At 57.1% G+C, this 20437-nt stretch carries 18 protein-coding genes and 1 tRNA gene; 11 read left to right on the top strand and 8 right to left on the bottom strand.

The window, feature by feature from the left end; genetic code table 11:
• Window positions 1-153: 153 nt before the first annotated feature.
• From KA369_24015 to KA369_24005, 3 genes are all read right to left on the bottom strand, one after another.
• Window positions 154-1980, bottom strand: a complete 1827-nt coding sequence (locus KA369_24015; GenBank protein ID MBP7739056.1) for a long-chain fatty acid--CoA ligase — start codon at window positions 1978-1980, stop codon at window positions 154-156.
• A 404-nt stretch (window positions 1981-2384) separates the two neighbouring features.
• A complete protein-coding gene (locus KA369_24010) occupies window positions 2385-3200 on the bottom strand; it encodes an STAS domain-containing protein (protein ID MBP7739055.1) in 816 nt (271 codons plus the stop codon).
• 4 nt (window positions 3201-3204) lie between these two features.
• Window positions 3205-4215: a hypothetical protein gene (locus tag KA369_24005; protein ID MBP7739054.1), complete on the bottom strand. Its 1011-nt coding sequence runs from the start codon at window positions 4213-4215 to the stop codon at window positions 3205-3207.
• Between the two features lie 179 nt (window positions 4216-4394).
• Here KA369_24005 and KA369_24000 point away from each other — a divergent pair, with 179 nt between their 5' ends.
• From KA369_24000 to KA369_23980, 5 genes are all read left to right on the top strand, one after another.
• Entirely contained in the window at window positions 4395-5072 is a 678-nt protein-coding gene (locus KA369_24000; GenBank protein ID MBP7739053.1) for an NUDIX domain-containing protein, read from the top strand.
• Window positions 5073-5107: 35 nt separating this feature from the next.
• A complete protein-coding gene (gene mnmH, locus KA369_23995; protein ID MBP7739052.1) occupies window positions 5108-6142 on the top strand; it encodes a tRNA 2-selenouridine(34) synthase MnmH in 1035 nt (344 codons plus the stop codon).
• A 287-nt stretch (window positions 6143-6429) separates the two neighbouring features.
• Window positions 6430-6999 carry a hypothetical protein gene (locus tag KA369_23990; GenBank protein ID MBP7739051.1) on the top strand — a complete coding sequence of 190 codons (570 nt, stop codon included), beginning with the start codon at window positions 6430-6432 and terminating at the stop codon, window positions 6997-6999.
• Window positions 7000-7015: 16 nt separating this feature from the next.
• Window positions 7016-8362 carry a hypothetical protein gene (locus tag KA369_23985; protein MBP7739050.1) on the top strand — a complete coding sequence of 449 codons (1347 nt, stop codon included), beginning with the start codon at window positions 7016-7018 and terminating at the stop codon, window positions 8360-8362.
• Window positions 8363-8422: 60 nt separating this feature from the next.
• On the top strand, window positions 8423-10300 hold the full coding sequence (locus KA369_23980) for a response regulator (protein ID MBP7739049.1): 1878 nt from the start codon (window positions 8423-8425) through the stop codon (window positions 10298-10300).
• Between the two features lie 28 nt (window positions 10301-10328).
• Here the strand turns inward: KA369_23980 and KA369_23975 are convergent, their stop codons facing one another.
• Window positions 10329-11324: a potassium channel protein gene (locus KA369_23975; protein ID MBP7739048.1), complete on the bottom strand. Its 996-nt coding sequence runs from the start codon at window positions 11322-11324 to the stop codon at window positions 10329-10331.
• Window positions 11325-11464: 140 nt separating this feature from the next.
• Between KA369_23975 and KA369_23970 the strand changes: the two genes are divergently transcribed.
• A complete protein-coding gene (locus tag KA369_23970; protein MBP7739047.1) occupies window positions 11465-12193 on the top strand; it encodes a hypothetical protein in 729 nt (242 codons plus the stop codon).
• Window positions 12183-12761, top strand: coding sequence for an RNA 2',3'-cyclic phosphodiesterase (thpR, locus tag KA369_23965; protein MBP7739046.1), 579 nt, complete (start codon window positions 12183-12185; stop codon window positions 12759-12761). Before KA369_23970 ends, thpR begins: the two co-directional genes overlap by 11 nt.
• A 38-nt stretch (window positions 12762-12799) precedes the next feature.
• On the opposite strand, the gene KA369_23960 is transcribed toward thpR, so the two are convergent.
• Window positions 12800-12871, bottom strand: a tRNA-Arg gene (locus KA369_23960).
• 195 nt (window positions 12872-13066) lie between these two features.
• On the opposite strand from KA369_23960, the gene KA369_23955 reads away from it, so the two are divergent.
• The 3 genes from KA369_23955 to KA369_23945 all read left to right on the top strand — a co-directional run bounded on the left by KA369_23955 (window position 13067) and on the right by KA369_23945 (window position 15785).
• Window positions 13067-13810: a dihydroorotate dehydrogenase electron transfer subunit gene (locus tag KA369_23955; protein ID MBP7739045.1), complete on the top strand. Its 744-nt coding sequence runs from the start codon at window positions 13067-13069 to the stop codon at window positions 13808-13810.
• Window positions 13811-13877: 67 nt separating this feature from the next.
• A complete protein-coding gene (locus tag KA369_23950) occupies window positions 13878-14804 on the top strand; it encodes a hypothetical protein (protein MBP7739044.1) in 927 nt (308 codons plus the stop codon).
• A complete protein-coding gene (locus KA369_23945) occupies window positions 14805-15785 on the top strand; it encodes a hypothetical protein (GenBank protein MBP7739043.1) in 981 nt (326 codons plus the stop codon).
• A gap of 13 nt (window positions 15786-15798) precedes the next feature.
• Here the strand turns inward: KA369_23945 and KA369_23940 are convergent, their stop codons facing one another.
• The 3 genes from KA369_23940 to KA369_23930 are packed head-to-tail and all read right to left on the bottom strand — an operon-like array spanning window position 15799 to window position 20133.
• Window positions 15799-16362 (bottom strand): isochorismatase family protein, encoded by a 564-nt coding sequence (locus KA369_23940; protein ID MBP7739042.1) that lies wholly within the window; start codon window positions 16360-16362, stop codon window positions 15799-15801.
• 25 nt (window positions 16363-16387) lie between these two features.
• Window positions 16388-17341, bottom strand: a complete 954-nt coding sequence (locus KA369_23935; protein ID MBP7739041.1) for a hypothetical protein — start codon at window positions 17339-17341, stop codon at window positions 16388-16390.
• A gap of 41 nt (window positions 17342-17382) precedes the next feature.
• A complete protein-coding gene (locus KA369_23930) occupies window positions 17383-20133 on the bottom strand; it encodes a PBP1A family penicillin-binding protein (GenBank protein ID MBP7739040.1) in 2751 nt (916 codons plus the stop codon).
• A 177-nt stretch (window positions 20134-20310) separates the two neighbouring features.
• On the opposite strand from KA369_23930, the gene KA369_23925 reads away from it, so the two are divergent.
• Window positions 20311-20437, top strand: a 127-nt coding sequence (locus KA369_23925; GenBank protein MBP7739039.1) for a flagellin, incomplete at its 3' end; no start/stop codon positions are given.

Genomic DNA, 20437 nt, shown 5'->3' with positions numbered 1-20437 from the left:
CAGGATGGGCCCTCACCCACAGGAGCATGGGCCCTGCAGGGCGCTTCCACAAAAAACTCGGCATGCCTTCCGTCATGCCGAGCTTCTGAATTCGTTTTGTGAGGAATTATAAAATACCCCGGAGCAGAGCTCCGGGGTTTGCGCGCGCTGCGATCAATCCCCCGTGTCCCCGGCATACATCTCTTCGATTTCCTTGGCGTACTTTTCGGAAATGGCCTTCCTCTTCACCTTCTGGGTGGGAGTAAGCTCCCCTGTCTGCTGGGTCCATTCGGCCTTGATAAGGGTGAACTTTCGGATCTGCTCGACGCGGGAAAACTGCTTCGTGTTCTCATCAATTTCCTTGCGCATCATATCAAGCACCCGGGGATTCGTCAGCAGCTCGGCTGAATCCTTGTAGTCGATGCCCTGCTGTTTTGCCCATGCCTCGAGCTCGACGAAAGCCGGGACCACGAGGGCGGACAGGAATTTCCGCTTGTCGCCGATAATCCCGACCTGCTCGATAAAGCGCGAGGTCTTGAGGCTGTTCTCGATATTCTGGGGCGATATGTTCTTTCCGCCGGCGGTGATGATGATGTCCTTGATGCGGCCCGTAATTTTCAGGCATCCGTCCTCATCTATGGCGCCGATGTCGCCCGTTCTGAAGAAACCGTCGCTGGTCATAACTTCCCTGGTCGCCGCTTCGTTCTTGTAATACCCCGCCATGACCTGGGGCCCCTTGATGAGGATTTCACCGTCATCGGCGATCTTAACGATGGTGTCCTTGATGGCCTGTCCCGTGGTGCCGGGTTTAATTAGCCAGGGCCTGTTGAAGTTGGTGACCGGGGTCGTTTCCGTAAGACCGAAACCCTCAAGGATTTTCAGACCCATTCCGATGAAGAATTCACAGTCGGCGACGGAAAGGGGGGCGCCGCCGGAAATGGCGAAACGCAGGCGGTCCATGCCAAGAGTTGCCTTCAGCTTGGAAAAGACAAGCTTGTCGGCAATTTTGTATTTGAAGCTTCTCCCGGGAATGTCGCGGCACACATTGGGAAGGTTCTTTCTCGCCTGATTGACGGCGAAGTTGAATATCTTCTGTTTTGACGCGGGAGCATTGGAAACTTTTGCCAGAATCCCGGCGTGAATTTTTTCGTATATCCTCGGTACGCAGATGATAAGGGTGGGACGCACTTCCGTGAAGTTTTCCATGATGGTGGAAATATCCACGGCAAAGGCGGTCTTGGCGCCCATGATAATCGCCCCGTGGAAACCCGCGGTCCTTTCGAGTGAATGCGAAAGCGGAAGAAAGGAAAGATACACATCATCGGGACCGAGAAGGTCCTTGCCGGTTTTCCTGTCTCTCATCCCATAGAGCGTGTTCTTTACATTGGAGACGAAGTTGCTGTGAGTTAGCATTACCCCCTTGGGATTGCCGGTCGTTCCCGATGTATAGATCAGGGTGGATAGATCATTGGGCTGGATGCTCTTGATCCTGTCGTCGAAGAGGGAGGGATTCGCCTGGGCCTCGCCCGCCTTCAGTGCTTCGGAAAGAAGGGTCACTCCCTCCGGTTTGTCGCTCACGTCATCAAAAACGATTATCTCCCTGAGAAGGGGCAGTTTATCCCTGACGCTTAACACCTTGTCCATGTGGCTCTTGCCGCCCACCAGGCAGATCTTCGAATCGGAATTTTCAATGATGTATTCCGCTTCCTCCGCGGAATTGGTGGCGTAAATGTCGGCGTCCGCCGCGCCGATTGACGTGATGGCATGGGCGGCCATGTGCCATTCATAACGGTTCGGCGAGAAAAGAGCCACCTTGTCGCCCTTTTCGATGCCTTTCGAAAGAAGATAGTACGCCAGATTGCGCACCATTGCGTTCATTTCTTTCCAGGAAATATCGACATAGGCGCCGCCTTTTTTATAGGCGGCGTAAGCCTTATCTCCCAGCTTCTCCGCCTGGTTCTGGAATATCCCGGCAATAGAAGTTTCCGGATAGTTGCTCATGAACTGCCTCCTGTGTTTTATTGTTTATCAATCACTGTTGTCCCAGACATATACCCAGGGACACGACTAAACACTATAAAGGAAAATACAGCATCACCGGTACCGCCGGATGAGACAGGTGGCAGTTAACATGAAGCAACTCAAGGCCATGATTAAAGGAAAAGACCGGACAGTGAACTTATAATTCTTGCCCTGAATCCGCCGCTAGGTCGCGCGGCGGGCCGAAATTGAGAATTATTTCGATTATTGTGCAAAGAACCATGCTCGATGAATAATTAAACAGCGATCGGCAATATTATCAACTAAAAAAAATGAATTATGGAAAATAGTGATCGAAAAAAACTCGGGGCCCTCTTCCTCCGAAAACAACCGTCATCCGAAATATGGGCCAAGGGCCGGTGAGGTCAGAACTTCACCGTCTGGTCTTCGGCGACCTTAAAGGCCGTCTTGCAGTCGGGGCACCGGTAGGAGCCCGGCTTCTTGATGCGGATCAGGGACTTGCATTTTTTACATTCGACGATGATGGAGCCGAAGGCCGAGCCCGCGGCGGGCTCCACCGGCCGCTTCGCCGGCTCCTGGCTCTTCACGGTGAACTCCCTGTTGCAGTGGGGGCAGAGATAGTCCCCGTCGCGGCTCACGCGCATCAGGGACTTGCAGTTGGCGCATTCCACGATCCGCGCCCGCTGCTGTATCCCCGGCGGCGCAGGCTCCGGTCCCGGGGCGTCGGTTTCGGGCCCGATCTCCGGCTTCTCCTCGGGCTTCGGCGGCGGGGCCGGTTCCTCCAGGGGCTCCATGGAATCAACGGGCCCGATCGTGACCTCTTCCGCCGGCGCCGCGGGCGGCTCTTCCTTCAGTCCTTTTTTCCGCAGCTCCATCTGGCGGTCCATCACCTGGACCGCCTCGGCGCGGTCCTTTGCGATACGAAAGACCTTGTCAAAACCGAGAAGGGTATAGAGCGACATGATCTCATCGGGCATGTTGAAGATGACGAAAAAGCCGTTCGTCTCGTAAATCTTCCTCTGCAAAAAGAGAAGCAGCCCGATCCCCTCGGAGCTGACATATTCAAGCTTGCCCGAATCGAAAAGGATGAAGACTATGTTCCGCGCCAGGAGCTTGTTGATGTAATCCTCAAAGCCGGGGCTGGAAACGCTGTCCAGGGGCCCGTCTATCTCAACTATCGCCCCTCGGCCGTTGAACATTTCCGTATGATTGATAACCACGTTGTCACTCCTTGTCATCGGCAGGGATCGGATCCTTTATCTCACGCCGCTGGTGAAAGGGCGTTGCGGCCACGGCGTCTCCGCCGGAAGATTCCTCGGGGATGCTCATAAGCTCGACGACGACTGGCTCCTCATCCCCGGCCCTCTCCTGCTCGGCCGGCGGGACAGACATGTCGTAAAAACCGCTCTCCTGACCGAAAGCGTGCGGGGTCTCGACGGCCCCCCCGGCCAGGGCCCGCTTCTGGATGCTCCGGTAACGGACCATGACGACCAGCGTCACCAGGAGTGAAACGGCGAAGGCCACCGACAGGGATATGAGCAGGATCCCCACGCTCCGCTCGGCATGGGCGGCGAGAAAGGTAAAGACCCTGTCCTTTCCGATGATGAAGCATACAGCCCCCACCGGTTTCTTCCTGCCGTACACTGCCCTGCTCGCGAGCCACCCGGTAGAATCGATGTTGGGATAAAAATAGCGCTTCAGGAGCATGCGGTACTGGCGCTCGAAGGGCGCCCGCTTCGTTACGATGTTATAATCGGTAAAAAAAACGTTTCTGCTTTTCTGGATAACGGGAAACAGGATCAGGTCCATGTTGTACGCCAGCTCGTCGCCGGCCAGGTTCCCTTTCAGGCGTTCCATCGTGGCCGGGTCGGAATGGGCTATCACCCTGCCGTCCCTGAGGACGAAAAACGCCTCCTTGATCGACCGCTGCCCGATCTTTTCCTGGAATAGGAACTGCAGGCGATCGAACTTCTTGGTCCGGTAGCACATTTCAGCCATGGTGCCGAAGGCCTCGGCAACGGGCATGGCATAGGAGCGGGTGTTCGTTTCGATCGTGGCAATGCTGCTCCTGCCGATGTAATAAAAATAGGCGAGGCTCGTCCCGGCCGCAATGATTGCCTCCACGATGAAAAGCATGATAAAAATGCCCACCGGAAAAATCATTTTAGCCGGCTTTTTTATAACGAGTGGAGAAGCGGAACGGCTTCCTCCCTCGTGGATATCTTTTTCCGTCATATTCTTCAACCTGTTTATACTTTTTATATATCGGAGTCTCAGGGGCTATTTTTCAATAAAAAAAGCTTGTCAAGATCGCGTCAGGTTTAATCATTTCAACCTGTCAGTGCAGGAGAGCCGCCAATGGCGCCGGGGACCGGCGGATTAGAACCGCACCGGGGCGCTGGCAGTGTAACAGTATGCAGAATAATTCAATCACCACCATGGAGCTTCTTGAAGTCTGGGACTGGGAAACGGGCCTGCCCACGGGAGACTCAGTCGCCCGCGACGTCGCCCACCGTGACGGCGTTCCCCACGAAGCGGTCCACCTCTGGATCCTCCGCGACGTCCACATGCAGCCGGAAATGCTCTTCCAGCTCCGGGCCCCTCACAAGGAAAACTATCCCAACTGCCTGGACATCACGGTGGGCGGCCATGTCCCCTACGGCTTCGCCGGCAACAAGATCGTCAAGGAAGCGCGGGAGGAGGTGGGGATCACCCCCGACAAAAAAAACCTGACCGACCTCGGATGGTACCGCTACGAGGAGCGGACCGGCCCTCTCTTCCAGAGGGAGCTGCAGCACGTCTACATCCTCCGCGACGACCGCGATCTCTTCCAGTACCGTTTTCCCGACGGCGAGGTGACGGGTATTTTCGCGGTGGGCCTCGGCGACCTGAAGACGATACTGGCCGGCGACAGCGCCATCGAGGTGCTCGGCTTCAACGGCAGGGAGCCGGTGAGGAAAAAAGTCGGCCGGGCCGATTTCCATCCCCAGCTCTTCCACATCTCGATGGCGCCCTACATGCGGGTCATAATCGGCGCGGCGGAGGAGCTGGCCGCCGGAGTCACGGTGACCGTGAAAATGCCCGAGCTGTAATACCGGGGCCCCGGCCGGGGGCGGCGTACCAGACCATGAAAGAAATAACGTACCACGAATCATTATCCATTGACGACCGCGTCTATATCGACGTGCGATCCCCCCTGGAGTTTGCGGAAGATCACATCAGCGGCTCGATCAACATCCCCCTCTTCGGCGACGACGAGCGGAAGGAGGTGGGCACCATCTACCGCATGGCCGGCAGGGACACCGCCATCGAGCGCGGCACCGAGATCGTCGGGGAAAAGCTCCGGGAACTGGTGAAGTCGTTTCTGCCGTACCGTGAAAGGAGCATCGTGCTCCTGTGCGCCCGCGGCGGCATGCGCTCCCGATCGCTGGGATCCCTCCTTGATTCACTGGGCCTGCGCGTATTCAAGCTGGACCACGGGTACAAGGGCTACCGGCGCCATGTCCTGGAGCGGCTGAAAATCATAACCGCGCCGGCGACCCTTTTCGTCCTGCAAGGACTCACCGGATCCGGCAAGACCGATATCATCAGGAACTTCCCCTGGTCCATCGATTTGGAAGAGATGGCCGGCCATCGCAGCTCCGTGTTCGGAAGCATCGGTATCGTGCAGAAGAGCCAGAAGCGCTTCGAGAGCCTCCTCCTGGACCGTTTGCGCGACCTTCAGGGCGCCCCTTATTGTCTCATCGAAGGGGAGTCGCGTAAGATCGGGGACCTGCACATCCCGGAAACGCTCTACGGGCTGATGGCGGTATCGCCGGTGATCTATCTTGACACGCCCATGGAGCGGCGCGTGGACATCATCTTCGACGAGTATCATCCCCACTGCGACGACAGGAACATTCCGGCCATCGTGGAAAGCCTCTTTCCGAAACTGGGCCGCGGCACCGTCGATCACCTGCTGGAACTGTACAGGGCGGGCCACATCAGGGAGTTCATACGGATCATGCTCGAAAAGTATTACGATCCCCTCTACCGTCATTCGCTCCAGCGCAAAGAATTCATCGCAACGGTTCACAATACATCAACGGCCGGCGCAATCGATGAGCTGAAGGAGCGCATGGCGGCCTATTGTTCGCAGCACAAGGACCCGGCCCACCTGTAAATCCCCCTGCCGCAGAGCCGTTCTTCCGGTATCACAAGGAGGGACATAATGACACTCCGTCAGTTCCATGACGGAGCGCGTGCCATAAAATAAAAAAATATTTTACTTAATTGACAATTACAGAGGCCCTTTCCATTAATTATCAATTGATCCACATACACAATATGTTCACCCGGCGGGGTGTTGCAACTTCAAAAAAAACCATTTTAACTGGAAAATGGTTTACTTATGTCAAATTTATTATACATTGGATGTATAAGCAAAAATTACTCCGAGGAGATTGTGATATGAAGAAAGTGTCATTGTCGATCATAGCGATATCCATTCTGCTGATTGGCTGCGGCAGCACCCAGTACCGGGATGCGTCAAAAGACAAAGGCTCCATGGAGTGGGGTCCGCGGGAAATAAAGACCACGGTCAACAAGATGGTCGGCTCACTGTACAACTACCTGAAAGCCGATTGGAAACAGCCGGCGCTGATCAAAGTACAGCGGATAAAGAACGACACGGCGGACCATATCGACACGAAGATGCTTGCGGACGAAATGGTCACCAGCCTCATCCAGATGAGGATCCAGTTCATCGAGGAATCATACACGAAAGAATCCATCAGCGAGATGGAGAAAGGGATGACCGGCCTCATCGATCCCGACAGCGCCATACCGGCGGGCAACCTCAGATCGCCCAACTTTTTCCTCTTCGGCAATATCAATGAAAATGTCCGCTATGTCAACGGCAAAAAAGTCCAGTACCTGACGGTGACCCTTTCCATGAAGGAGCTGAAAACGGGGCTCACGCGGTGGCAGGACAGGCAGGAATTCCTAAAAGCCACGACAACCGACCGGATCGACTTTTAAGACAAGAGACATACCAATGAAACGAACATTAACCACACTTGCCGTATTGTTCGTCATCGTGATCACGGCATCCTGCGCCAAGGATTACCGCCAGGTGATCAACGCGCCGGAAGAAGCGTTCTACAAGGGACAGGAGTATGAAGCGGCGAAAATGCTCCTTCCCTATGTGAACAAGTCGGGAAAGGACCAACTCCTGTTCATGATGGAAGCAGGCTATCTTCTCCACATGGCCGGCAAATACGAGGACAGCAATAAGGTGTTATTAAAGGCCGCGAGCATCGCCAAGATTAAACCGATCAGCGTTTCCCAGGAGGTCGGAGCGCTCATAACGGACCAGACCGTGACGAACTACCGCGGCGAGGACTTCGAAAAGGTCCTCGTCCACATGTTCCTGGGGATCAACTTTCTTATGCTGAAGCAGTATGACGACGCGGCGGTGGAATTCAAGGCCGTCAATAACGAGCTGCAGAAGATCAAGACGGAGAACGGCCAGGCGCGGTACAAGCAGAACATCATGGCCAAGTACCTCACCGCCCTCGCCCATGAGCAGCGCTTCGTAGCGGGCAACAGCGAAGATGACCGGGAATACGCGGAGGTGGAATACAAGCAGATCCTGCAGCTCAAACCGGATCTGGCAATGGCCCGTGACGGCCTGGCCCTGCTCAAGCAGAACACTTCCGGCAACACCGGCGAGCTGGTGGTGATATTCCAGGCGGGCCGCAGCCCCATCAAGGTATCCCGGGGCAAGCTCCTGGAAGATCCCGGCATGAACTCGGCGGTGAACGTCGCCCTGAGCGCGCAGAGCCTGGCCGCGGGCGTAACCGCCTCATCGATCCTGACCACCGTGGGCCTGGCGGAAAACCCCATACCGAAGTTTAAAATCCGCTCCAACAAGGTCAAGAACCTGAGGGTGGCCGTTCTGGGCCAGCAGATCACCACGGATTCCCTTGAAAATATCGAGTACACGGCCATGAAGAACATGGAGGACAATTACGGGCGTCTCCAGGCAAAGGTCGCCGGATCGATCATCGTGAAAGCGGTCATCGCAGCAGCCGCGGGCGTCGCGGCCAGTGAAGCGACCCGGCACCTCTCCGACGGCAACAGCGGTCTCTCGGCGCTGGTGGGCCTCCTGGTCGGCGCCGGCACAGGGACGGCCCTCTTCGCCACCATCAGGCCGGACCTGCGCTGCTGGCACACCCTTCCCGCAAACCTCCAGCTGGGAAGGATGCGCCTCGGGCCGGGCAAGTACACGGCCAGGGTCCAGTATATCGGCTACAACGGCGGCGTGCTGGACACCAAGATGATTAATTTTGAAATAAAAAGCAGAGAAAAGCATTTCATCAATATTCGCACCGTAGAATAATACACCGGCCGTCATGGCCGCCCCGGGAGCCATGACGGCGGCAGAGGATTTATTTTTCAGATGAGTGTTGATTTCGAAAACAAGACGGAAGAGAAACTGTCCGTTTCTTCCGAGTATGCCATTTTTGAGGCGTTGAAGCACCCTGTTTCGATCATCGGCAAGGAGGGGTTGATCATCTATGGCAACAGGGCGTACCACGATTTTTTTGACGCCGGCAACGGCGAGATCCGCCTCGACTGGGAGCACCCGTTTTTCCCGGAATACCGCAAGCGCATCGCCCAGTCGTACCTTGCGGCGCTGCATGGAACCGAAAAACGCTGCTTTGCCATCGTCAATTCCCCCAGCGGAAACCATCTCCCGGTGGAAATATACCTCTTTCCGATGTTCGCGGGAGACTCCGTCGCCTCGATCCTGGCCCTCATGATCATTGTCGACGACCGTCTCCTTTCCTTCGACCGGTCGACACTGTCGATCATCTCCGAGGAAAACTTCCGGTACGACAACCTCCACTTTGAATTTTCACCGATGCCGATCGTGCGCGTCAACGAGGACATGCAGATCATAAAATGCAGCCACTCCATCGAGGGCTTCACCGGCTACAGCGCCGAAGAACTGCTGAACGAAAAGACCGTCACCTTCGACATCCTATTCGGTCCGGACGCTGACAAGGTAAGGAAAGCGATAACCGGCCTGGTCTCGGGGCAGACCACGTTCCAGCGCATCGGCGAGGCGCGGGTGACGGCCAGGGAAGAAGAAAAAAAGATCGCGAATCTCACCCTCTATCCCATCGTGGAAGACAAGGAGATAACCGCGATCGAGATCATCATGGAAGACATCACCAAGGTCAAGGAACTGAAGGACCAGATCAACGCCGCGAACCGCATACGGCTCTTCACCGATATAACCAAGGGATTCCTCCATTCCCTCAACAACACGGTAAACGTCATCCTGAACAAAACCCAGCTCCTGATGCAGATCACGGAAAAGGACTCCGTCATCGAGGGCATCCAGATGATGGAGGAATCGGCCCTGGAGATCGCCGGCCAGGTGAAGCGGATCCAGAACTTCATCGGCAGCGCCCAGGAAACGGGGGATAGCGTCACCGAGCCCCTCGTTGACGTCATAGAGGACGCCATCGAATTCTCGAAGATGCAGTTCAAGGTCTACAATATCGACAACATGAAAACGATCCGGGTGGACAAAAAATACTTTTCCAACGTGTACATCAACACCAACACCCGGCTGCTGCGGGAGATCATCACGTCCATCATCCTGAAGGTCTCCAACACGATACAGAAGACCGGCACCATCGGCATCACCCTGCGCCAGAACCACGACCTGCACCTCTCCGTCGAAGCCGAGAAGGACACCGGGGCCGCGGCTCAGACTCCACCGCCCGCCTTCGTCAACATATTCTCCGGCATCGATATCCGGCAGGTCGCCGAAGTCATCAACATGAAAATCATCGAGGAAGAGTCCCCCGAGATATACGCCATCAAGGCGATCATCCCGTCGCGCATCCTCATCAACCGGGAAAAGCAGGAAGCGAAGGAGAGCGCGTACCGGCTCCGCGACCTCGACATCATCGTGGTGGAGGACGAGGTGCCGCTCCAGAAAATACTGTTCGAGCTGTTTGACAAGATGGGCAACCGCGTGTTCATCTGCGACGACGGCAGGAAGGCGATCGAAGAATTCAGGCGGAAACCCTATGACGTGGTGATCACCGATTACGGCATCCCCGGCATCACCGGCATAGAGCTCTCGGCCCGCATCAAGGAGATCAAGGAGGACACCATAACGGTTCTCCTGTCGGGGTGGATGCTCGACAACATCAAGGGGTACAAAAACGTCGTTGACCTTTTCCTTCCGAAGCCCTTCAAGCTGGACGACCTGCTGAAGAAAATATCCAGGATCCTGGGCGAGAAGCGGGGCTCCTGAGGAGCCGCCGGCGCGATTCCCTATTCTCTCACCGGGAGCCCAGTATTTCACTCCCCATCCGCTTCATGTCATCGATCGTACCGAGCACGACCAGCGTATCGTCGGCCTCGAGAACCTCGGCGGGCTGGGGATTGAATATGAGCTCGCCGCCGTGCTTCTTGATAAGCACGATAATGACCCCGTATTCCTTGCGGAGGTTGCTCTCCACCAGGTTTTTCCCCACCAGGTGGGAGCCCGCCATGACGTGGAACTCCTCCATCTGAAGCCCCAGGTCCCTCTCGGCGGCGGCGATGTCCATGAAGTCGACCACCGTGGGTCGAAGCAGCACGTGGGCCATCCTCTTGCCGCCGATGAGGTAGGGCGACACCACCCGCGAGGCGCCGGCGCGCTTCAGCTTGATCTCGTTGACCTCGTCCGACGCCCGGGCCAGGATAAAGATATCGGGCCTGAGCCCCTTCGCGGTCAGGGCTATGAAGACGTTGTCCGCGTCCGACCCGACGGCGGTCACGATCCCCCGGGCGTTCATGATGCCCGCCTCGATGAGCGATCCGTCAACGGTGGCGTCCAGGGGCAGGTAGAGAACCCGGTCGGCCTCCATGCGCTCGATCGCCGAGGGGTCGTTCTCGATCACCACGAAGTTCTGGCCGTGTTCTGAAAGCTCCTTGCAGATGAGGCTCCCGATGCGGCCGTACCCGCAGATGATATAATGATTGTTCAGATGGGATATCTTCTTTTCCACTTTCCTTCTCCCGAGGGTTTTTTTCATTTCTCCTTCGACAAACGTCCTCACGAGGGTCCCGATGGTGTACGCCGCGGTGGTGATCCCCCCGCTGATGATGACGATGGTGAGGGCCCGTCCGGCGGTCGACAGGGGCTGCACTTCCTGGAAGCCGACCGTGGAGATGGTGATCATGGTCATGTAAAAGGCCTCGAAAAGGGTCATGCCCTCGATGACATAATAGCCGGAAACGCCGACGGCGATGATGATGAAAAGCAGGGTGAATGATTTTCCGAGGTTTTTCATTACCCCTACTTATAACCGCCGATCTTTTCACACGTCAATATATTTTTCCCGGGGCCGGACAGCGCTTTATCATTGACATGGCGCCGTTCCCCGCGGTACCCTGTCGCCAGAAGCGCATCACGCGCGCCGGTCCGGTCCCAATGAAATCATCACCCATGCAATGGATCCATTCCGCAGCGGCCGCTGCCCTCATCTTGGTCCTCCCGCTCACACTGTCGTGCGGACAGCGAAGCTCCCTGGTGCGGGAGATACTGCCCACGGAAAACATCGCCGTCGACATCCTCCAGGCCCGGGCCGCCAGGGTCCGCAGCATCTACTGCGAGATAACGGTGGAACCGGTCGACGAAGCGCGGTGGAAGGACCTGATGAAGGCGGCGGCGTATCGCAAACCGGGGCCGCAAATGGCGCTTCAGCGCACGCCCACCCTGTCGGCGTTCCTGGTGCTGCTGAAAAACACCCTCAATGCCCCGCTCCGCATCGAGAAGGCGCAGATCGTGGCAGGCGACGCCGTCATGGAGGCCCTGCGGGCGGACGGTCTCGGCGCGCGATTCAGGTCCCCGGCCTACGGGTGGTGCGATTTCGACAGGCTGCTCTCCATCCGCCGCATGACGGGAGAGCAGGAAGCGCTGTATAAAATCGACATTGACAGGGACACCATCGAAACACGGCTGGATTTCATTCCTCCCCGTGACACGGTCCTTGCGGTCATGGCCTTTGAAAAAATACCGCCTGGCATCAGGAGATTCAAACTCCGCTTCTCCATAGCGGCCCTGGGAGGGACCAGGGAGGTCCTTATCGATTTCACCCGCCGCGAATACCGGGCGGCGGATACCGGGAAAAATGAGCGGGTTCCGGACGATGACGAATAAAGAGCACATGACACGGTGTTTCTTCGCGCTGCCGGCCCACGGCGTTCAGGAAGCCCTCGGCCCGGTTTACGGGGACCTGAACAGGTTCAGCCGCGCCCTTAAAACGGTCGAGCCCGAGAACTATCACATAACCCTGAAGTTCCTGGGCGTTACGGGTGAGAGCGCCCTTGCGCGCCTGCGCGATGACTTCAGGGCCCTTGATCCCGGCGTCCGGGCCATACCTTTCACGCTCCATGGCCTCGGGGCGTTTCCCGACGTCAGGAGGGCCCGCGTGGTCTGGTGCGGCCTTGACCTGGACAGGGCGGTCGTGGAACGGGTGCGGCTTCTCATCGAGAACCTTGCCGATAAACACGGCTTTCGGAAGGAAGCCAGGCCCTTTCAACCGCACCTCACCCTGGCCCGCGTAAAAAAGGAAATGAGACTCCCGCCGGAGTGCGCGGAATTCGTGACGGCGCGGAAAGACACGGTTTTCGGGAAATCGGCGTTTGACCGGATTGTCCTGTTCAAATCGGAGCTGAGAAAGGAGGGGCCCCTCTACACGGTTCTGGAAGAAAAGGTATTATCATAGACAGCCAAGGCGAGGATGCGCATCCTCGCCTTGGCCATTACCCCCGGTACGAATCGAACGTACGCACATGGCTCCGGAGGCCACTGCTCTATCCACTGAGCTACGGGGGCGCTCGTTCGGCTTGAATGTTAAAAAGAAATAAACACGGCACCATTGTCAATGAATTAATTTTAAAAAACACGGCTCCTGAAGGCGGGATCACATGACCCCGCCTTCAGGAGCGGAACCAAGCCTTCGGGAAAAACATTAAATTTCTACTTGACCATGGGGCCCAATCTGAAAGATGGATAGGTTGTATGATCCGGATGAAAGAAAAACCCCGTCCCGTGTCACAAGACCATTATCTTCTTGAATTTGAAGGCTGCGTGGAGACGTCCCTGCCCGGCCAATTCCTCAACATCCGCGTATCAGACCGGATAGACCCGCTCCTCAGGCGGCCCTTTTCCATATTCAACCATGAGCGGGACATCATCTCCTGCGTCATTCGCACCGTGGGAAAGGGGACGGAGATCCTTGCCCGCCGCGATCCGGGAAAGATGGATCTGCTGGGCCCCCTCGGCACAGGGTTCACCCTGGTGTCCGGCAGCAGGGTCCTCATCGCCGGCGGCGGCGTGGGCAACGCCCCCCTCTACTATCTGGCCAGGAAGCTGGCGGCATCCCGCTGCGACATCACCTTCATATACGGCGCCCGGTCCCGGGAGTACATCTACCTGCCGGACCGTTTCCGGGACACGGTGGGCCGCTTCATTGTCGCGACAGACGACGGGTCCGAGGGAGAACGGGGGCTCGTGACCGACATCGCCGCCTCTCTTTTCAGGAAGGAACGCTACGACATGGTCTATACCTGCGGTCCCGGGCCCATGATGAAGGCCCTGACAGCCCTCGCCGGGACCACGCCGATCGAGGTATCGGTGGAAAACTACTTCGGCTGCGGCATCGGCCTCTGCTCCGGGTGCGTCATTGAAACGACCGGCGGCCGGAAGCGCGCCTGCGTTGACGGGCCGGTATTCAACGGCGCCGCGATCAACTGGAGCGAAATGCCAGATTAATACTTGACCATATATGTATACAATGTTAAAAATGTAGGAATCAAACGACAACCCAAGGACCATGACAATGCAGATTCCCAGCAGCCTCATCTCCCTCACCTCCCGGGCGGTTTCCGAATCAATGGACACCAACGTGATGACCCACGTAGCCAAGGACATCATCGACGGGTATGATCTTTTTAAGCGGACCGGGTTCCGCGAAAGCATGGTCGTCCCCCAGAAAGACGCCGCAAACCAGATCGTCAGGGACATGGCTAAATCAGGGAAGTTCTTCTACTTTATCTCGCTTCTCATCCAGCTGCACACCACCGGGTACAAGGGGCGGATCTACCCCATCAAGTACCTGAAAGACATCGTGAGAATGATCAACGAGGAATGCGGCTTCATATATGACATGGAGAACAATCTTTTCGTGGAGGACCCGGCGAAGCGGCGCACCAGGAACTGGGGAGCCCTCCTCGAAGGCCACGATTACATCCTGTCATTCCTCCGTCTTGACATCGTCGGCAACTCGCAGCTGGTCCGGAAGTATCCGGACAACCTTATCCAGGCCACCTACGCGGACCTCAGAAAAATCGTCGACCGGGCCATCGACAAGAGGAACGGCCGCATATGGAACTGGGAGGGTGACGGCGGCCTGATAGCGTTTTATTTCGCCAACAAGAGCCACCTGGCGACCATGAGCGGCATGGAGATCATCAACGAGCTCTTCGTGTACAACGCCCTTCACTGCCGCCTGGACGAGCCGGTGAAGATCAGGGCCGCGGTGAATACCGGCATGTGCCAGTACACCCAGAGCGTAACGGATCTCCTGAAAAACGACGTCATCAAGGAGACGGTGCAGATCGAGTCGAAATACACCAAGCCGGATTCCATGACCATCGGCCCCACGGTCAGCTCAAAGCTCGACGCGTCGATTCTCGAGGGCTTTGAGACCATCCTGATCGACAATCGAATGAAATTCTACGCGTACAGCGTGTCATTGGAGCAGTAAATGAAGATAGAGGTTTTTTCCAACACGAAGAACATCGAAAAGAGCTTCGCCGCGGCGGTGAAGGGAAAGAAGCACAGCCTCCGGGTCTCTCCGGCGTCCGATCTGAAAAAAAGCGCCAAAGGCCTTTCCGCCGGGACCCTTGTCTACGTGGACATCTCGTCCCTCAAAAAGACCGAGGTTCCCCAGGCCATGAAGCTCCTGGCCAAGCTCCAGGGGTCCCTGTACGGCGTTATAGACCCGAAGGGTGCCGTTACCGATATCGCCGAGCTGTTTCACGGCGGCGCCTCCGACTACCTAGGGGCGGCTTCCCTGAAAAAGGGCGTCGACCAGAAGCGCCTCGACCTGATCATGAAATTCAAGCAGTATGAAGCCGCCGCCGAAGAGAAACCGGGAAAGCCCGCGGCGCAGAAAAAGAACTACATCATTTCCGGCCCGGACTGGAAAAACATCAAGCAGGGCCAGGATTACACCTTTTACTTCATGCTCATCGAGCTGGACAATAAAAACGCCCTCAAGGAACTGTCACCGGAGCTCTTCAACGATATCACCGAGACCTTCAGGCAGTACGTCGAGGATTCGGTGGCGCCGATGAACGGGCGGATATGGATGTGGATGCATTACGGCGGGCTGGTGCTGTTCCCCTACAACGGCAAGGAATGCGATATTGTCGAGGCGGCGTTGCGGCTGATGGTGAACCGAAAGCTCATGAGCGCCGAGAACATCCAGTACGACATGAACCTCTCCTACCGGATCGCCATGCACGTCGGGAACACCGTGTACAAGAGCAAGGGTGAGACCGGCGAAATCGTGTCGGACTCGATCAACTCCGTGTTCCACCTGGGCCAGAAGTACGCGGAACCGAACAGCTTCTTCCTTACCGACGATATCTTCGCCATGCTCCCCAAGAGCCTGCTGGATTATTACATACCGGCCGGCGAATACGAGGGGAGGAAGATCTTCCGCATGAAGCACCTCCTGTAGGACGGCGCGCCCCTCACTTGAAGAGAGGCGATAGCTTCTTGAACTCCGGCGTGCCCGCCTTCTCCAGCAGCATGAACGATATGGTCTCCGTGGGATAGATTATCGCCCCGGCCCGGTCCAGGGCCCGCAGGCTGTATTTCCAGTCGTGCTTCCTCCGCGAGGCGACGGCATCGCTCGCCACCACCACCCGGTATCCCCTCGCCAACAGGCTCAGCGCCGTCTGGAACACGCACACGTGCGTCTCGATCCCGGTGACGACAAAGGTCTTTCTTCCGACGGATGCGATCTTCCTGTCAAGGCCGTCGTCCCTCGTACAGTCGAAATGCAGCTTCTCCAGCACGTCGCAGCCGGCGAGCTTCTCCTGCAGCAGGGGAAGCGTGGGGCCCAGCCCCTTCCGGTATTGCTCCGAAACTACGACGGGCATCCCGAAGGTCCTGGCCGTCTCGATGAGAATGGCGGTATTCTTTACCGCCTGCGCCATGACCGCTTCATTCATCGCCGCGGCGAGCCTCTCCTGCATGTCGATCACGATCAACGCGGTATCGTCGCGCTTCAGCAAAAAAGCATTGGCGTCCATGATTCGTTCTCCTTGGTTATATTGTTTATTCGTACATCTTCACCGGGTCCGGGCCGAACAGCGTCACGGCATAGGCAATGGACACCGTCATGCCGTAGGAGTGGTCATAGCGCCCGTTGTAGCGGAGAAACCCCTTGATGAGGCGGTGGTGCCGGTAATAGGTGACCTCGTATCTGCCGCCGGCCATGAAGGTCACGCCGGCGGACTGAAGGGTGTAGCCCAGGGAGAGGTCTCCCTGGCCGCACCATGAATAAAAGCTTTCTTTCTCATACTGCCCCACGGGCAGCGAGAGGGCGCCGTTCAGCATCCGGTACTGGTAGTCGTTGGTGTAGGAAGCGGACGTTGCCAGCACCATGCCGGAGCCATGGAACTGGAAAAAAATATTTTCGTACTTCGGCATCGGCACGATGACGCTCACGCCCAGGCCCGGGCCCACGTCGACATGCTCGCCCCGGGCCGAGGCCTTGTAGACCATGGACTCGGCCGCGGTAACGATGGCGTTATTGATACGCTCGGTATAATCGTAGGCCCTGGTCTTGACGCAGAGAAAGACGCTGAAATAGCGGTTCACCCGGTAGCCGATGTTCGCGTCGAAATCGTATTTGTTTATCTCGCGGTGGAATGAGAGCTTCGACAGGGCGTAGGGAGGATTGGGGCCGGCCGAGGCGGACCGGGACAGGTAACTGCCGAACATTAACGAAGAAGAAAAATACCATGTCTTGAGGATTTCGGCGAAAACACCGAACCCGAAAAGCGGAGCCGGCGAGGTCTCATAACCTTTGATCCTGTAGGGGAAGGAGGCGAGGATATCCGCCTGGGGAACGGTGAGGCGGTCGCCGTTTTTCCACGGCGGCTGCCACCAGCTGTACCAGACCTGCCCGCTGATGCCGATCCGCGCGGAAATGGGACCGGCATAGGCGGCCGATGCGGCGATGACGGCCGCCATCGCGGCCGCGCAGATACGAACTGTTCTCTTCATGGATTGCACAATGCCCCCGCGCCCGTTCATCCCGGCGCCCGCTATTCCAGCAGGTCGTCTCCGATATGGTCGATGATCGACTCGTCCTTCTTCTTTTCCATCTGTTGAATGATGGTTTGCTTCTGGTCTCTCGAAATGTTATTTGCGGGCCCTTTCTTGGGGACCCTGACGCCGCCGATGACGCCGGCGCAGACATTGCACGTTTTTTCCGGCACCGTGCCGGGAACGAAGATCTCCTCCACGGTGTCATGACAGTCCGACGAGGGAAGAAGCCCAGACTTGTCGCATACCTCATGGGTCTGAAGCGATGCAAACTGCGGGAAATCCAGGACCGGCTCGTCCTTCAGGGCTTCACGCATGTAATCGCCCCATATGGGGGCGGCCACGGCGCCCCCCGCCTGGCCGATGCCGAGGGAGAGCCCCATCTTGTCGTACCCGACCCAGACGCCGGTGGTGACCTGGGGCGTGAACCCGACGAACCACGCGTCCTTCCAGCTGTTGGTGGTGCCGGTCTTGCCGCCGGCCGGCCGGCCCGGTGACGCGGCGCCGCCCGTCCCGGAGGTGATGACGCTCTGCATCATGCTGATCAGGACCTGGGCCGTCTCGGGCTTTATGATCTGGATGTCGCCGTCCTTTTCCTCGTCGGCCAGGAGCTTCTGCACCTCTTCCTCGCGGTTTTCCAGTATGTTCCCCTCCCGGTCCTTGACGTACCGGATGGCGAAGGGAATGACGTCCCTGCCGCCGTTGGCGATGATGCTGTAGGCCCTGGTGAGCTCAAAGGGGCTCACTTCCATGGACCCCAGGGCGATGGAAAAATTGCGCTGGATGCGCTCCTTCGCCTCGGTCCTGTCGAACTTGAGGAGCTTCGCCAGATACTTCATGATGTATTCAATGCCCAGCTGCTGGGATATCCGTATGGACACCACGTTGACGGACAGGGCCAGGGCCTTGCGGAGGCGGACAAACCCGGAGTAATCCCCCTCGTAATTCTCCGGTATCCAGTCGCCTCCCTCGTTATCGAGGAACACCACCGGCGAATCGAGGACGGTGGTTGCGGGAGTGAATTCGCCGCTTTCGATGGCTGCGGCGTATATGAGGGGCTTGATGGACGATCCCGGCTGGCGCTTCGCCTGCATGGCCCGGTTCAGCTGATTGATGGAGGTGAACTCGCTCCCCCCGACGATGGCCTCGATGAAGCCGTTCCGGTGGTCTATGGAAATGACGCACCCCTCCACCCTCTGGAGGTTCTTGTCTTCCAGGTAGGTTTCCTTGTATTTTTCGAGGAACTTGCTCACGCTGTCCATGCCGACCAGGAAATTGAGCGCGTCCAGCTCCTCGACGATTTCATCGCGGATGAAGCCGTTGATCTTTTCCCTCTGCCGCGATCCCTTCTTCTTGAAGGAGGGCATGTCAAAGAGGACCGAGAAAAGCTCTATCATGTCGGAGTAGTTCTCTACGATATAGTCCTCCTTCCGGAAAGCCAGCTTCGCGGAAGTCACGCTCTGCCGGTCAAGGCTCTTTTTCAGAGTCTCCTGCGCCGCGACCTGCTTTTTCAGGTCCATGGTGGTGTAGACCTGCAGCCCCTTCTCGTAGACCATCTCGGCGCCGTATCTCTTCACCAGCTCCCGCCGCACATACTCGGTGAACCATGGGGCCTTGTTGGTCCGGGAGCTCATGGCGGTCATGGAAGGCGACAGGCCGCTCAGGTAATCAAGATAGTCGGGCCAGAAATCCAGATAGGCCTGTTCCGCCTGCCTGACCGAGATTGCGCCCGTCTCCACCATCTTGGCGAGAACGATCTTCTGGCGCTGCATGGACCGTTTCGGGTGGCGTATCGGCGAAAACTGGTTTGGGGCTGATGCGAGAGACGCCAGGAGGGCGCATTCGGCCAGGTTCAGCTGCCACACGTGCTTGTCGTAATAGAGACGGGCGGCCGCCTCGACGCCATAGCTCCCGTGGCCCAGAAAAATCTGGTTCAGGTAGAGGCTCAGTATCTCGTCCTTGGAATAGGTGGCCTCCATCATCACCGCTATCAAGGCTTCCTTTATTTTACGGTAATAGCTGCGTTCCTGAGAGGTCATGAGGACCTTGGCCAGCTGCTGGGTGATGGTGCTCCCCCCCTGCCTGATCCTGCCGGAGAAGATGTTTACCAGAAAGGCGCGCACGATCCCCTTGGGATTGACCCCCCAGTGTTCGTAATATTCGTTGTCCTCTATGGCGATAAAGGCGTTGGCCAGGTCTTTGGGTATCTTTTTCAGGGGGACCACGTCGCGCTTCTGGGTGAAGAGCTCCGACACCAGTACGCCGTTGCGGTCGTAAATTTTCGTCGTCGCGCTGGGCTGGAAGGTGGCCAGGGACTTCACCCTGCTGAAATCGATGGCAAGGATGATGCCGAAGGCGAGAATGACGCCTGCCGCAATGCCAGCCACCAGGGCCGGAGAGCGGCGCAGAGCCCCGACGAAAGAGCGGACCAGGTCAACGGCCGCGCCTACGGCCCGGTCAAGGGTGCCGGTAATGGAATAGGCGGACAGGGCGTAGCGCTTGGCGTTCTTCACCTGCACCGACCTCAGGATCGCCCCCGCTTTCACCGTGGCTTTCTCCGGGATCTTTCCCCTTATTGCGCCGAACAGGGCCATTGCGGCGCCGCCGATGGTTGCCGCGCCCCTGCGAAACAGGGTGACGGCCGGAGCGATGGCGCCTTTAACTTTTTCAGACACGGGAGGCTTTGCCTGAGAGGCATTGCCTATGCCGTCCTTCGACAGCCGTGTCCCCTTTCCCTCGTATTTAGCCATGGTATCCTCGTTTCCAGGTTAAAATCATTCCGCCGTTATATAATTTCAAGAATAAAAATGAACATTTTCATAAAATAATATATTAAGCAAATAGTGCATTATGACGAACATCAAAGAAGGAAATCATAAATATAGCGCCATCACGGATGATGGTGACGAATTTCAAGGAGGAAAAATATGATTATAAACCACAACGTTGCGGCCATTTTTTCCCACCGCACCCTCAAGTTTCACGACTGGAACATCACCAAGGACATCGAAAAGCTCTCATCGGGCATGCGGATCAACAAGGCCGGCGATGACG

This window comes from Spirochaetota bacterium, assembly GCA_017999915.1.
GTDB lineage: Bacteria > Spirochaetota > UBA4802 > UBA4802 > UBA5550 > RBG-16-49-21.
The sequence above is the reverse complement of the archived record's forward strand: the minus strand, read 5'-3'. Positions and strand labels throughout refer to the sequence as shown.